This window comes from Burkholderia sp. Ac-20349 (genome assembly GCF_017104865.1).
Lineage (GTDB): Bacteria > Pseudomonadota > Gammaproteobacteria > Burkholderiales > Burkholderiaceae > Burkholderia > Burkholderia aenigmatica.
The window spans coordinates 18,455-32,881 of the sequence record NZ_JAAGPM010000030.1 but is presented as its reverse complement, the minus strand read 5'-3'; the positions used below and the strand labels follow the sequence as shown (position 1 = coordinate 32,881).

12 protein-coding genes are annotated in these 14,427 nt (G+C 66.0%); 1 reads left to right on the top strand and 11 read right to left on the bottom strand.

All coding sequences use genetic code 11. The annotated features are described in order from the left end of the window. Window positions 1–16: 16 nt before the first annotated feature. From G3N61_RS13105 to G3N61_RS13065, 9 genes are all read right to left on the bottom strand, one after another. On the bottom strand, window positions 17–2,263 hold the full coding sequence (locus G3N61_RS13105; RefSeq protein WP_205822627.1) for a hydantoinase B/oxoprolinase family protein: 2,247 nt from the start codon (window positions 2,261–2,263) through the stop codon (window positions 17–19). Between the two features lie 14 nt (window positions 2,264–2,277). Then, the gene (locus G3N61_RS13100) at window positions 2,278–4,407 is read right to left on the bottom strand and encodes a hydantoinase/oxoprolinase family protein (RefSeq protein ID WP_205822626.1); all 2,130 of its coding nucleotides are present in this window, start codon (window positions 4,405–4,407) and stop codon (window positions 2,278–2,280) included. A 19-nt stretch (window positions 4,408–4,426) separates the two neighbouring features. Continuing rightward, window positions 4,427–4,891 (bottom strand): acetone carboxylase subunit gamma, encoded by a 465-nt coding sequence (locus G3N61_RS13095; RefSeq protein ID WP_043177211.1) that lies wholly within the window; start codon window positions 4,889–4,891, stop codon window positions 4,427–4,429. Then, window positions 4,891–6,888 carry a hydantoinase/oxoprolinase family protein gene (locus tag G3N61_RS13090; RefSeq protein ID WP_205822625.1) on the bottom strand — a complete coding sequence of 666 codons (1,998 nt, stop codon included), beginning with the start codon at window positions 6,886–6,888 and terminating at the stop codon, window positions 4,891–4,893. Before G3N61_RS13090 ends, G3N61_RS13095 begins: the two co-directional genes overlap by 1 nt. A 248-nt stretch (window positions 6,889–7,136) precedes the next feature. After that, the gene (locus G3N61_RS13085) at window positions 7,137–7,952 is read right to left on the bottom strand and encodes an SDR family oxidoreductase (RefSeq protein WP_205822624.1); all 816 of its coding nucleotides are present in this window, start codon (window positions 7,950–7,952) and stop codon (window positions 7,137–7,139) included. 34 nt (window positions 7,953–7,986) lie between these two features. Then, on the bottom strand, window positions 7,987–9,072 hold the full coding sequence (locus G3N61_RS13080; protein ID WP_051889637.1) for a porin: 1,086 nt from the start codon (window positions 9,070–9,072) through the stop codon (window positions 7,987–7,989). Window positions 9,073–9,698: 626 nt separating this feature from the next. Further along, window positions 9,699–10,166, bottom strand: coding sequence for a hypothetical protein (locus G3N61_RS13075; RefSeq protein WP_205822623.1), 468 nt, complete (start codon window positions 10,164–10,166; stop codon window positions 9,699–9,701). Continuing rightward, window positions 10,163–10,876, bottom strand: a complete 714-nt coding sequence (locus tag G3N61_RS13070) for a DsbA family oxidoreductase (protein ID WP_205822622.1) — start codon at window positions 10,874–10,876, stop codon at window positions 10,163–10,165. The genes G3N61_RS13075 and G3N61_RS13070 overlap by 4 nt, the downstream gene beginning before the upstream one ends. A gap of 37 nt (window positions 10,877–10,913) precedes the next feature. Further along, on the bottom strand, window positions 10,914–11,897 hold the full coding sequence (locus tag G3N61_RS13065) for a zinc-binding dehydrogenase (protein ID WP_205822621.1): 984 nt from the start codon (window positions 11,895–11,897) through the stop codon (window positions 10,914–10,916). A 97-nt stretch (window positions 11,898–11,994) separates the two neighbouring features. Between G3N61_RS13065 and G3N61_RS13060 the strand changes: the two genes are divergently transcribed. Beyond that, complete coding sequence (locus tag G3N61_RS13060; protein WP_205822620.1) at window positions 11,995–13,041, top strand: AraC family transcriptional regulator; 1,047 nt, start codon at window positions 11,995–11,997, stop codon at window positions 13,039–13,041. 114 nt (window positions 13,042–13,155) lie between these two features. On the opposite strand, the gene G3N61_RS13055 is transcribed toward G3N61_RS13060, so the two are convergent. Beyond that, window positions 13,156–13,692 carry a MarR family winged helix-turn-helix transcriptional regulator gene (locus G3N61_RS13055; RefSeq protein WP_143331120.1) on the bottom strand — a complete coding sequence of 179 codons (537 nt, stop codon included), beginning with the start codon at window positions 13,690–13,692 and terminating at the stop codon, window positions 13,156–13,158. A 52-nt stretch (window positions 13,693–13,744) separates the two neighbouring features. Continuing rightward, window positions 13,745–14,419 carry a TetR family transcriptional regulator gene (locus G3N61_RS13050; protein WP_205822619.1) on the bottom strand — a complete coding sequence of 225 codons (675 nt, stop codon included), beginning with the start codon at window positions 14,417–14,419 and terminating at the stop codon, window positions 13,745–13,747. Between the last annotated feature and the right edge of the window lie 8 nt (window positions 14,420–14,427).

Below are 14,427 nucleotides of genomic sequence, written 5' to 3'. Positions count from 1 at the left end.
CGGCCGTGGCGCCGGCTTATGCTTGCGCCGTCTTGCCGGCCAACTGCGCCTCCAGCTCCGCGATCCGGACATCCTTCGGATCGAGCATGAATGCGCCCTGTATCGCGTCCGCCGGCATCCTGACGCGCTGGCCCAGCGTCGTCGCGTAGATCTCGGTGCTGTCGTTCCAGCTACCGAAGTACGGCAGCGTCGCAGGCGGCTCCGGCGTCACCCACGCGTCGCAGAACGCGTCGAACGGCTTGCCGCGCGCGATCCGTGCGAGCCGTTCGGCCGCGCGCGCTTCTGCCGTCGCCTCGACATCCACGACCAGCGTCTCCTCGTCGTAGACGACCTTGTAGATGTCGCGTGCGTTCTCGTGCGACATCAACTCCTCGCGAAGATCCTTCATCACGAGCGCCGGATCGCGTTCGAGCACGTCGCCATAGCCGCCGCCCGAGCCCTGGCAGATCATGTAGATCTCGCCCTCGTTGCAGATCTCGAACGTCATGCCCATGTCGTGGCTGCTGTACTGCGCGCCGGGAATCGGCCGCTTGTTCATCAGCTCGACGATGTCGAACGTGTCGACGGCCTTCGGGTTCTCCTCGAGCACCTTGAAGATGTTGATGCCCTTGATCTTCATCAGCTGGTAGCTCGGGCACGAGTAGCCGCCGAACAGCCCCTGCGCCGACGGGAACTTCGAGCCCTCGCAGCCGGTCATGAAGCCCCACAGACCCGAGCCGCGCGCGGTCGCGATCTGCTCGTAGCCCATCCCGCCGCGATACTTGCCCCAGCCGATCCGGTCCTTCGCAAGCCGCTGCGCGCCGAGACGGATGATCGGCGTATCCTCTTCCGCGATCTCGTGCTCGCCGGTGTCGCACATGAAGCCGAACACGGGCGAAATCGAATGCTCGCCATCCGCGTGGCTGCGCGCGCCCTGCCCGTTGCCGTTGATGTCCGCGCAGAAGTTGCCGGTCACGTCGCCGTGCTGCGTCAGGCCGCCGTAGATGAACGTCGCCGCCTGGTCGTACTGCGACGCGATCACCGCCGAGTAGCGGTGCGGCAGGCTGTAGCTCAGCTTGTTCATCGGAATCGTCCACACGACGCAACCCTTGAACAGCGGCATCAGGCTCATCGCCTGCGGCATCTCGCCTTCCGCATCGAGGATCGAGTTGCGATCGGTGATGATCTCGATCGGCGACAGCACGGCCATCGTATGCGGCAGGTCGGGCCAGATGTTCTGCAGCAGGCCCGTGCACAGCGCCGCCTTGAACGACGCGATGTTGGTATTGACCGAGCGGTTCATGAACTGCGGCGCCGAGCCGCGGAAATCCATCACCATCCGGTCGCCCTTCACGGTGATCGCGCACGCGATCTTCTGCAGCGCGTTCTCGCGCAGGCTGGAATCCATGAACTGCAGCACCCGCGTGGTGCCGTCGGGCAGTTCACGAATTCGGCGGCGCATCTCCGTTTCGACGTCTTCCAGGTGCGTGCGCAACGTGCCGATCAGCGCGTCGCGACCATACTGGTCGAGCAGCGCGATGATCCGCTCGCGCAGGCGCAGCACCGCGTGCAGCTTCACCTTCATGTCCTCGAGCTGGAGGCGCGGGTCGCGCACCGAGTTCTGCAGGAACGTGACGAGGTCGCGCTTCAGCTCGAAGTTCTCGACGATCTTGAACGGCGGCATCTTGATGCCTTCGTCGTACTTGCTCTCCGCCTTGGCCGGCAGCCCGCCCGGTTCGGTGGAGCCGTTCTCGCCCTCGTGGATCGTCGACGACAGCCAGCACACGAGTTCGCCCTTGTAGAACAGCGGCATCATCATCGACTGGTCGGTGTTGTGGATGCCGCCGTAGCGCGCGTCGTTGTGAATGAAGCCGTCGCCGTCCTTCACGCCGACCGTCGGGTCGTTCACCCAGTTCTTGATGATGAAACGGATCGGATAGAAACAGCACGCGGCAAACGCGATGATCCCGTGCGGCGCGATCATCGACAGGTCGCCCTGCGCGGTGTAGATCGCGGTGACGAGGTCGCCCCACTTCGCGCCCGGCGCCGCGCCCATCTGGTTCACCATCGTGAACGCTTCGGACAGCGCCGAGTTGATCAGCCCGCGCACATGGTGGACCTGGTGCGGGTCGACGCCGCGCGCCAGCACGTCGTTTTCCACCTTCGAGCGCGGCAGGATGCTGTGATTGCGCATGATCTCGGGATCGGGGCCGAGAAACAGCGTGTTGTCGGCGATGAACTTGTCGAGCAGCGCCCGGTCTTCCGCATTGATGTCGTTTTGCATGTCGAACTCCTTGCTTACTTGCGCAGGAACCACGCGCCGCCCTGGGCCGTCGCCTGATAGATCCAGCCCGGCTCGACGAGGAACGTCGTCGCGCGTGTCGTGATGACGGCCGGCCCTTCGATCTGCGTGCGCTCGGCACGCGCGCGGTCGTCGTAGATGGCGGTGCGTTGCGGCCCGTCGTGTCCGACGAAGTGGCAGTCGCGATAGCCGACCGGCTCCGGCGGCGGCAGCGGGTTGTCGCTGACCGCGAGCTTCGCGAACTTCACCGACGGCTGTTCGACGTACGCGCAGACCCGCAGCGTGTTGATTCGCACGCCGGTTTCCGGGCTTTGCGAGCCGTCCCCGAAGCGCGAGCCGTAGCTCTCGTGGAACAGCTCCATCAGCGTCAGCACGTCGCGCTGCGTCTTCAGGCGCGAGATCGGCGTGACGACGGCCGTCTGCACGCGCTGGTTGCCGTAGCGCATGTCGAGTTCGAGCCGGTAGCGGATCTGCGACGGATCCATCCCCTGCCGTTCGAGATCCTCGCGCCCGCGCCGCTCGAGCTCCTCGACGCCGCGGTTGAACGTGTCGAAATCCAGGAAGAACGATTTCGTGTTCGGGTTGAACAGCACGGTCCACGTGTTCATCTCGTGGATATGCATCTGGTTCACCGTCCCCGCACCGCAGGCGGAGAACGTCGACGAATACGGCGGCGCCAGCACTTTCGCGACCCCGAGCGCGGACGCGATCCCGCACGCATGCAGCGGCCCGTTGCCGCCGTACGCGAGCACCGTGAACTCCTTCGGCTCGAAGCCGCGCGTGCGCAATTCGGTGGCGATGCCGTTCGCCATCGACGCGTCGACCTGCTTCTTGATCAGTTTGGCCGTTTCGATCACGTCGAGATCGAGCACGTCGCACAGGTCGTCCTGCATCGCCTGCTTCGCGCGGCGCGGATTCAGCGGAATGCGGCCGTTCGCGTAGTTCTTCGGATCGAGATAGCCGAGCAGCAGGTCGGCGTCGGTGACGGTCGGATGCTGGCCGCCGCGGTCGTAACACGCGGGCCCCGGATCGGAGCCGGCCGACTGCGGGCCGATCTCGACCGTCTTGTACATCCGCTCGTAGCGCGCGATCGAGCCGCCGCCCGCCCCCAGCGCGACGAGGTGCACCATCGGCACGCTGACGAGCCAGCGGTCGATCACCGGGTTGAAGTCGTAGAACTTCTGCCCGCCCTGCACGACGATCCCGATGTCGAAGCTCGTGCCGCCCATGTCGGTCGCGACGACGTTGCCCAGTTCGGCCGCCACCGCCAGGTACTCGCTCGCGGCGATGCCCGACACCGGCCCCGAGTGGACGGTCTGCAGTGCGTCGGTCGAGTTGAGTTGCGCCATCCCGCCCGAGTTGTGATTGACGAGCATCGGCTTCGTATAGCCCTGCTGCCGCAGGTTCAGCTCCAGCGTGCCGAGCCCGTGGTACATGATCTGATGCAGGAATGCGTCGATGATCGACGACGTCGCGCGCGAATACTCGCCCTTGCGGCCGACCACCTGGTGCGACAGCAGCATCGGGATCGCACCGAGCATGTGCGCCGGGTACTCCTCGAGGAAAATCTCGCGCACGCGCAGCTCGTGCACCGGGTTCACGACGCTGTTCGTGAACATCACGACGAGCGCCTGCGCACCGGCGTCGACGAGCTCGCGGATACGCAACCGCACGTCGTCCTCGTCGAGCGTCCAGAACACCTGGCCGACGTAGTCGACACGCTCGCGAATCTCGCGGATCAGCGGGATCGCCACGAGCGGCTCCGGGCGTGCCGCATTCGGAATGTCCATCTGCTCGTGCTCGGACAGCCCTTCCCCGTAACCGCGGGCCCGCGACAGCGGCACCGTGTGCTTGAAGCCCGTCGTGACGAGCAGGCCGACGCGCGGGCCCTTGCGCTCGATCAGCGCGTTGGTGCCGAGCGTCGTCGCGTAGCGCACCGAATCGACTTCGGACAGCAGCTGGGTCGGCGTCAGTTCGAGCTGACGGCACGCGTCCGCCAGCGAATCGTTGAAACCGACCGCCAGATTGTGGTGGGTCGTGAGCGACTTGCCCTCGACGCAATGATCGCCCCATGCCACGAAGCAATCGGTGAAGGTGCCGCCAATGTCGACGGAAACACGTTTCATGATCGAATCTCCCCGTGGCTCAAGTAGACGACGCGTCGGTGCCGGCACCGACCGTGTGACGATGATGGGCGGCTGCATGCAGCGCGCGCTGCAGCTTGACGCGTTCGAGTGCGAGATCGGGCGCCTGCGCGGGCTCCGTCATCTCGTCGCGATCCTTCCATTGCAGCTTCAGCGCGTCGATGTCGAGATCGATGTCGTGCAGCGGCGGATGGCCCGGCGGCAGATATTCGGCTTCGACGAGCACGCCGCACTCCGGGCAGTAGTACTCGAGAATCCGGCACCAGTCCGGGTCCGGCGAGTAAGTGCGTGCGTAGCGGTCCGGATCGAGCAGCGGCTTGTGAATCTCGCGCGGATCGCGATCGTGGACGAGCAGGCCGCGCTTGTAGTTGTCGCGCGCGCTGCCGTGCGCGTGACCGCAGCGCCGGCACTCCCACTGTTCCGTGCCGAGATCGATGCGCAGGGTTTCGGTAATCAGGACTTTCATTATTCGTTCTCCGTGCCGCTGCTGAGCAGGATGTCTCCGGCGGAATTGATGTCGAAATGCCAGCCGGCGTCGATGCGCCCCGTGAAGAACGCTTCCTCGAGTACCGCCGGGCCGGACGCGCGTACCGCAACGCCCTTCGGCTGATCCTCGACGCGGTACAGCGGCAGTTCGACTTCGCGGCCATCGACCACGACGTGCCGCGTGCCGTGCGCCACCGCGGGCTGGTGGTCGGCCTCGCCGAAGCGGCCGTCCAGCGTCGCTTGCGGCATGCGTTTGATCGCGGTCAGCGACACGGACAGCGTCGCATCCGGCGCCAGCCCGGCCGGCAGCGTCGTGCCGGTCACCGCGTGCTCGGTACTCCGGCCGTCGGCGCCGGCCGCTTCGACCGTATAAATCAACCGGCAGTCGTCGATCGCCGCGTCTTCACCGAACATCGCACGCGACGCCTGCGTCAACAGCGTGTCCATCGCAGCAGCGAGTGCGCGGTCGGACGCTTCGGCAAGGGGCGCCGAGAAGCTGTGACCCACATCCGAAAAACCGATTCCGTAGGCGGAAAACACGGCCGCCAGCCCTGGAATCAGCACCCGCTTCACACCGATCGCCTCCGCGACGCGGCACGCGACGAGCGCCCCCGCGCCGCCGAACGCGGCGAGCGTCGTGTCGGGCCGGATCGGCGAATACGCGGTGAGGCTGTCGGCGACCTTCTTCACCCACGCGGCTTCCATCGCGGCGAGCGCTTCGAGGTCGCCCATCTTCAGCGGATCGGCCACATGCGCATGAATCGCCTGGCGGGCGCGCGCCGGGTCGAGCTGCAGCTTGCCGCCGAAGAACGACGCGGGATCGAGCAGGCCCGACAGCGTGAATGCATCGGTCATCGTCGCCTGCGTGCCGCCCAGGCCGAAACAGGCCGGCCCGGGCGCGCTGCCGACGCTTTCCGGCCCGACCGCGATGCGTTCGCCTTCCACGCGGATGATCGAGCTGCCGCCGACGCCCGCGCTGACCACGTCGCACAACGCGAACGACGTCGCGACGCCTTCGACGCTGCCGCGCCGGTCCGCGCGCACGCCCCGTTCGTCGACGACACCGATGTCGGTCGTCGTTCCGCCGATGTCCATCGACAGCAGATGCGTCAACGCGTAGTGCCGGGCCAGCACGCGCGCGCCTTCCATCCCGCCGCGCGGGCCGGAACTGTAGGTCTTCAGCGCGATCGTCTTCGCGACGCGTCCCGCATGGCCGTCGTTGCGGAACACGAGCAGCGGGCTCTGCGCGCGCGCATCGCGCAGCTTCTGTTCGGCGCTGTAGAGAAAGCGCTCCATCGCCGGATGCAGGAATGCGTTGAACAGCGCGGTCCACGTGCGGCGCACGTCGCTCGCATCGTCGGCGATTTCGTGGGCATACAGGATCGGCAGCGCGCCGAGCAGGTGCGGCGGAAAGCTGCGCAGCAGCCTGCGCTTCAGGCGCTGTTCGAGTTCGACGCGGCGCGGGCCGCCGATCGCCACGACGAGCCGGTTGGCCCCCGACGCGGCGAGTTCGCCGACCGCGCGGACCACGTCGGCTTCGGGCGCATCGCCGGACAGCGTGACCGCGCGGCTGCCGATCACCGCGTCGAACAGGCCGGCGGCGCCGTCGGCTTCGCGCACCTGCTCAGCCGACAGCGTTCCGCCGACCACGAGCCCGAGTCGCGGCCCCTTGCGCTCCACGAGCGCGTTCGTCCCCTGTGTCGTCGAGTAGCGGATCGCGGCCGTCGACAGCAGCAGCGCCTCCAGGTCTTCATTGCCGTAAATCGCCACGGACGCCTTGCGCAGCCCGTCGAACAGGCATTGCGACAGGTCGTGCGGCGTGGTCAGCGTTTTCGTGCGGATCACGTTGTCGCCATCCATCACGCAGATGTCGGTCAGCGTGCCGCCGTTGTCGATGTTGATCAGGCGATGCCGCGCGGTCCGTGTGCCGGACGTGCCCGATACCGCGGGCTGGATCGAATCGGTTGGGATTGTCATGAGCTCTCTCGCTTCGTGATCGGCCGGTTCAGGCGCGGCCCGGCTGCCGTGCCCGCGCGGCACGATGCATGTCGATGGGCGCGCGCGGTTCCGTCATGCAACCGTGTGGCGTCGGAAAAGGAAGGGAATGCACGTCGTCTCCTGTTTGTTCATGTTCGTCGTGGAATCAGTGTAGGCATCGGCCTGTCGGCCGCCGCCACCCGTCCGGGTAGTTATCGGGTATGGATTGCCCGTATCGGTCGCGCGCGTCAGGCGCCGGCCGACGCGTTCGCGCCCGCCCGCTCGATCGCCGGCTTCACACTGTCGATCGCGCCGCCGCCGTCGCACGGAATCACCGCGCCGGACACGTACGACGCATACGGCGACGCGAGAAACAGCGCGAGATTCGCAATGTCGTCGGTCGTGCCGAACCGGCGCAGCGGCACGGCCGACTCGGCCAGCGCGAGTTCGTCGTCCGTACGGGCGATCAGCTTGCGAAATCCTTCCGTGCCGTCGATCGGGCCCGGCGAGATCGCGTTGACGCGCACGCCGTCGGCGCCCCATTCCAGCGCGAGCACGCGCGTGAGCTGGTCGATGCCGGCTTTCGCCGCGGAGGCATGTGCCTGATGGCGCATCGGCACCGTCGCCTGCGGCGCGGTGATGCTGATGATCGATGCGCCCGGCTTGCGCAGATGCGGATAGGCCTGCCGCATCACGTTGAACGAGCCGATCAGGTCGATATCGATGACCGTGCGGAATCCGTTCGCCGACATCGCATTCGCGTCGCACAGGAAATTGCCCGCCGCGCCCGATATCAGCACGTCGATCGGGCCGAATTCGCGCGCCGCGTCGCCGAGCGCGGTGCCCACCGCGTCGAAATCGCGGACGTCGGCGCATGCGCCGTACACCGACGCATGCGTCATGCGCAGCGTCTGCACGGCCGCGTCGACGTTCTCGCGCTTGCGGCTCGCCACGCTGACGGCCGCGCCGCATCGCGCGAATGCTTGCGCGATGCCGAAGTTGATGCCGGTCGTGCCGCCGAAGACGAACACGTGGCGTTGCTCGAACCCTAACTCGATCTGCATGCTGCCCTCCTGTCGAACCCTGGGAACCGCATCGTCAGAACAGGTGGCGCACGCCGAGCACGGTGCCGAACGTCGACCCGTTCGCGCCGTACAGCGCGCCGTTCGTCGACAGACCCGTGTTCATCTTGCCGTGGTTGTTCACATAGCCAAGCTGCCCGTACAGCAACGTCGCCTTCGACAGGCTGTACGTCAGCCCTGCGGCCGCCATGATCGAGTGATTGTTCGTATCGTTGCCGTCGCTCGTGTACCAGACGCCGGCATCCGCGCTCACGACCGGCGTGAACTGATAGGCGGCACCGCCGCCGTAGACGCGGCTGTCGAACGAGCCCGCGATCTTGTAATTGACGTACGCGGCTCTCACCGTGAGCGCGTCGTACTGATAGCTCGCGCCGAGCGTGCGCCCGGTAAACGGCACCGTGCTCGGCACCGGCGTCGATGCGGCCGTGCCGCCCGCATTGCCGTTGTACATCGCGGCGCTGACGAGCAACGGCCCGTAGGTGTAGTTGAGGCTCGCCGAATACTGCCGGCCCGCCTGGAAATCGCCGGCCGTGCCGCCGAGCGCAAGCATCGCGCTGCCCTGGAAGCCCGCCACCACCGGGCTCGTGTACGAAATCGCGTTCGCGTTGAAGATCCCGGTCACGAGCACGCCGCCGACATAGATCGGCACGCCGCTGCCGAAGTACGACACGCTGCGCGCGTCGGTGGCGATCAACGACAGCACGAACGGCGAGAACTGGACGCCCGCCTTCACGGTGCCGTAGGTGCTCTCGATCCCCACCCACGCCTGCCGGCCGAACAGGTTGCCGTTCGAATCCGCATAGCCGCCGTTCGACACGTCGATGCCGCTTTCGAGCGTGAAGAGCGCCTTCACGCCGCCGCCGAGATCCTCGGTGCCTTTCAGGCCGAACAACGACGGCGTCATCCCGCCGGTGATCATCGAGACCTGATGCCCGGCATTCAGACCGGTCTTCGGATCGATCGCCTTGCTCGTATAGAGGATGCCGGCGTCGACGACGCCGTACAGCGTGACACTGCTTTGCGCATGCGCGGGCAAAGCGGCGGCGGCCAGCAGGATGCCGGCAGCGGACGCGAAACGTTTACCGGACGGGATGGTCGTCATCGGGGATGTCTCCTGTTCTAGTCTCTGTTTGTTGGATGTCGGTGCTTCGCTGACGCGCATGCCCGTCAGACCGGAGGCCGCGGCTTGCCCGGGCCCGGTCGGCGCAGGGTGGAGTCCGGCCAACCGTGCACATTGATCGACAGGATTGCCGTCGACGCGAATGCGTCAATCGAAAGCACAACGAAACAAATCACGTCGCGCACCAGTTTTGGCGCGTGAGTCACGACCCGGCGGTATCGCCACCGTTCTGTCGCGTTGTTTCTGGAAAGGAGTGTAGGTTTGGGGGGGACAGGTGGCAGCTACCCGTTCGGGTAGTTTGAGAGCATGGATTCCCCTGATCGGGGATGGTGCATGCCGGCGTGAGCAACGCCGGCCAAATCACGCACAGCGGCGAAAATATTACGAATGGCTTTCGCGCGAGCCTGCCTTGGTCATCCCGCGCACCGTAACCGAGGTCGCATGCCGGCAGGACGCACGCCAGGTCGCGTTCGGCGCAACGGCAATGCGTCGGCGGCGATTTCGCGCGCGCACCGGGATACCGGCGCCGCAGCGCGCCCTCTCCCGTCCGCGAGCCGGTTGCCGCTCAAGCCAGGGCGGCAACTTGCACGACCTCGTTGCTCATGCGCTTACGAGGCACTGCCGACGACACGGCGATAGACGTCCGTGTTCTGATAAACGCGCCCGTCGGAAAATCGGCCGAACACCGAGATCGTCATCCGGACGCCACTGCCATCCAGCCGGCGCTCGGCCCAATGCACCTTTTCATTGTTCTTGAATGCCGACGACCGCAACAGGCCGGGCGGCTCGAACTCGAAACCGAGTTCGTCGGCGGCGCCGGTGCTGGAGTAAGGAAACCGTCCACCGCCCAGCTTTCCGGCGAAGCGGATCTCCCGCGTACGCCCCGCGGCACTGCGCCACCGCGACGTGATGGCCAGCCAGCCGTCGTCATCCAGCGCGACGGTGTAGGTGCCGTCCAGTGGAGGCATCCCGAACTCGTATACCGAGCGTCCCGGTTCGAGCGCCCAGACCCCGAGGAACGGGAAGTCCTCCGGCGCGGGCGCGACGCGCCCGTCGGCCGGAAGCGATGCGTTCATTTGCGGACCTCGCAAAAGCCGTCCTTGCAGATCCCGGCATCATCCGATGCCGGGGCCGGCCCGGTCTCCTGCGTGGCGGCCGCCGCAATCGCCGCCTGTTCGCTCAACACGCGCACGAAATCCGCGACATCACGCGCGCCCGACACCGACGCCTGCCCGTTGATCACGAAGTAAGGCACGCCACGAATCCCCAGTTCAACCGCTTGCTGCTCATCGGCGCGCACCTCGTCGGCGAAGCGGTCGGTGCCCAGCACCGCATCCACGTCGCCGGCCACCAACCCCGCCTCGAGCGCCAGCGAACGCAGCACCTGCCGGTCACCGATATCCTGCCCCTCGGTGAAATACGCGCGCAGAAAGCGCTCCTTGACCTGACCGCCGATTCCGTCGTGCCTGGCGAGGTGGATCAGGCGATGCGCATCGAACGTATTGCCGGGCCTCGCGATGCGCCACTGGAAATCCAGCCCCATGCGGCGCGCCTCCTGCTCCTCATGATTCAGGATGGCCAGCGCGCGCTGGCGGTCGATGCCGTACAGACGATTCATCACGTCCGGCAGCGGCATGGCATACGACCGGGGCGCGGAAGGGTTCAGCTCGAAGCTGTGCCACTCGATTTGCGCCGCGATGCCGGTCTGCTCCAGCGCCGCTTCCAGCTTGCGTTTGCCGATATAGCAAAACGGGCAAATAACGTCCGACCAGATATCGATCTTCATGATTGCTGCTCCATCGTGCAGGAACCCCGAACCGGGTTCAGGATTCACTATTACCACCGCGCAGCAGCACCTTCCCGGCACTGCTTCGGATACCTGATGCCATGGCTACATCACCCAGGTCGTAAACCGCCGCGACGGGCAGATTGAAGCCGTTGCGCTGCGCGATCGCGAGGATCTCGGCCACCATCCGGGCCCGGTACGCGTCGCTCAGCTTCTCGACCTTGCGCAATCCCCAGAAGCCTCGCACCGTCGCCTGCTTGAACAGCACGTCCTGGAAGTCGATGTTCAACGGCTGATTGCTCAACGCACCGAATACCACCAGCGTCGCGTTGTCGTCCATCACGTGGAGCATTTGCCCGGACAGGCTGCCGGCCACCGAATCCAGCGCATGGAGCAGCGGCTCGCCGTTCAGCGCGACCTTGATACGCGCCTGCCAGCCGTCGACGGTGGTGTTTTCCACCACGTCCACCCCGAGCTTCCTGAGTTCTTCGACCTGCGCGTCCTGATTGACCAGGGCAATGACGCGAATATTCCGCGCGGCGGCCAGCAGCGCCACATTCTTGCCCACGGCGCCCGCCGCGGCATTCAGCATCATCCATTGGCCGCTTTGCACGCCCAGGTCGTCCAGCACCACCATGGCGCTCGTCGGCATGATCAGCAACTGCGCCGCGAGTTCGTCGCTGATGCCGTCGGGTACCGGCAGCACCTGGCCGGCCGGCGCCACGAACGCATCGGCCCAGGTGCCGAACGCACCCGACACCGACACGCGCTGGCCGACTTGCAGATGGGTCACGCCCTCGCCCACGGCCAGCACGCGCCCCACCGCCTCCGTGCCGGCACGCGCCGGCAATTCCGGCTTGATGCCATAGGTGCCGGAAATCTGCATCAGGTCGTGGTTGTGGATGGGCGCCAGGATCATCTGCAACAGCACCTCGCCGGCTTGCGGCGCCGGACGCGCGACGTTGCGAATCTCGAGCACCTGCTCGGGCTGGCCCATGGATTGATGAATGGCGGTACGCATGACGGACACTCCGTGTGTCTGGTTTGAATGAGGTCATGGTACGCAGCCGCCAGATTTTCTCTTGATCTCACGAGACAATGTTTTTATATTGCGAGACATGACCGCAATCATTCGTTCGACAGGCATGAAGGGCTACCGCGAGCTCATGACGACGCTCGGGGTCGATCCGTTGCCGCTGCTGCGCAAGCACAAGCTTCCGGCCGACCTTGGCGAAGCGGACGACGCGACGGTTTCGATTCTGTCGGTGATGCAACTGATGGAAGACAGCGCCGCCGCCGCGCACCGGCCCGACCTCGGACTGCAGCTGGCCGCCCGCCAGGACATCGACATCCTCGGCCCGCTCGCGATGGCCATCCAGCATTCCGCCAATGTCCGCGAGGCCATGACGACGGCGTCCCGCTATCTGTACGTGCACAGCCCGGCCGCGCAGCTTTCCGTGATCGAACCGAGCACGCTGGTCCAGGATGCGGCGGAGATCCGTCTCGAGTTGCTGGTTCCTCGCGCGCCCGTGTCCCGGCAAGCGCTCGATCAGTGCCTCGGCAGGATGCACCATCTGGTGCGGTCCTTCGCGGCGGACAACTATCGGCTGCTTGCGGTGGCGTTCCCGTACGGGAACAGTGCCGACCCCGGCGCCTATGCGCGTTTTTTCGGGCCTGCGCGCATCTATACGGAGCAGGAGCACGCCGGTTTGCACGTGTCGCCGCAAACCCTCGGCAGCCGGCTGGAGAACGTCAATGCGTCGCTGAAGCACATCGCGCTGGAGTATCTGCAGCGGCACTACGGCGACCCCGGATTGTCGATGGTCGAGCGCGTGCGACGGGCGCTGCATTGCACGCTCGGCGCGACCGGCGGAAGCAAATCGGCGATTGCCGAGCTGCTGTTCGTGCATCCACGCACCATGCAGCGCAAACTGGCCGACGAAGGCGCGACTTTCGAGGGGGTCCGGGATGAGGTCCGGCAGGAAATCGCATTGCGCTACCTGCAGCAGACGACCATCCCGCTGGCCCAACTGACGAGCTTGCTGGGGTTTTCCGATCAGTCGGTCCTCACCCATTCGTCGATACGATGGTTCGGCGTGCCCCCGTCGAAGCTCCGTGCAAGTTCGCGATCTCGAGCGCCTGCTGCCGCGAATCGATCGCGATGAGCGGCGTCGATGTCGGAGGGCCGATCCGGGAGCAGGCGCGCCTGTCCCGTTCGGCACTTGGGAAACATCAGCGAAGGCAGCCTTCAGTTCGCAAGAAAAAACCGGCCACGACGTTCATCCGCTCGCATCGCGTCGCGCCGCATTGACGAGCATGCGCGACAGCAAATTACCCATCTTCCGAAGCTCGTCGTCGTTCGCGAAGGCGCGCCACTCGCGCTGAATCTCGGATTGCACGTCGCGCCACGCAGTCGCGATCCGGCGCCCGTCCCGCGTGAGCGACACGTGGACGATACGGCGGTCATCGTCGTTCTGCGTTCGCGTCACGAGAGACAGCGCCTCCAGCCGGTCCACCAGGCGCGTCACCGCGCTACCGGCAATGCCACACGCATCGGACAGCTCGCCGGCCGTCAATGGTTCCCCGCCATCGAGTGCGTGCAAGAGCGACGCCTGCGACGTCGTAATGCCGAGCGCCCGCTCGACCTGCCGGTCGACGCATCTGGACAGCAACGATTCGGCAGCCGACAGCAGGTGCACGATGGACATACCCCGGCTGCTCATTTCCCGTTGTCTGGAATCCGAACCAGACCTCTCCTGCACCACTTCACGGCACCCTTCTTTCTCGATTTCAAGTTCTTCCGGTACGGGATTCATGGCAGCACGCGCGGACCCCGGCACAACACCGTTCGCCGAGCGGCTGGCGCATTCATCCTTGAATCAGGGTCCGGACGATTTCGGTAATGTCAGCCATGTCCGGATTGCGACGTCCTGGCCGCGTCAACTCCCGGCGCAGCAATCCGCTCAACGTCGCGTGAACCACGCTGGCGATCACCGCCGGTTCATGCTCGCTCGCCAACTGTCCGGCCGCTATCGCACGACGCACGCAGGCTTCGATGCGCTGTTCGGCATGGCACGCGGCCTGACGAACCCGCTCGCAGAACGCGGCCGTTTCACCCGCGCTCTCGCAACGCGTGTAGGACAGCGTGTACAGGCGACGGGACAGCTTCGACCGGGTTGCCGCCCGCCAGCACGCGCCGAGTGAATCGATCAGCGCATCGAGCGCATGCGCCGCATCCTGACGCGGCGGAATCAGAAAGGGATCCAGCGGGATCGCCGCATCGGCGAAGATGGCATCGAGCACGTCGAGCTTGCTTTCGAAGTGCCAGTACACGGCCCCGCGCGTGACGCCGGCGCGGCGGGCGATTTCCTCGAGCGACGCATGCGCGAAGCCATGATCGAAGAACACGCCCTGCGCCGACTCGACGATGATGGCCCGTGTCGCCTGTGCCTGTTCACGGGTTCGTTTCACCATAAGCTTTCCGAACGTCCATCCGCATCGGGATGGCTCGCCTGTCACATCGCAGCAGCCCGGCAAGGGCATGCGATTGC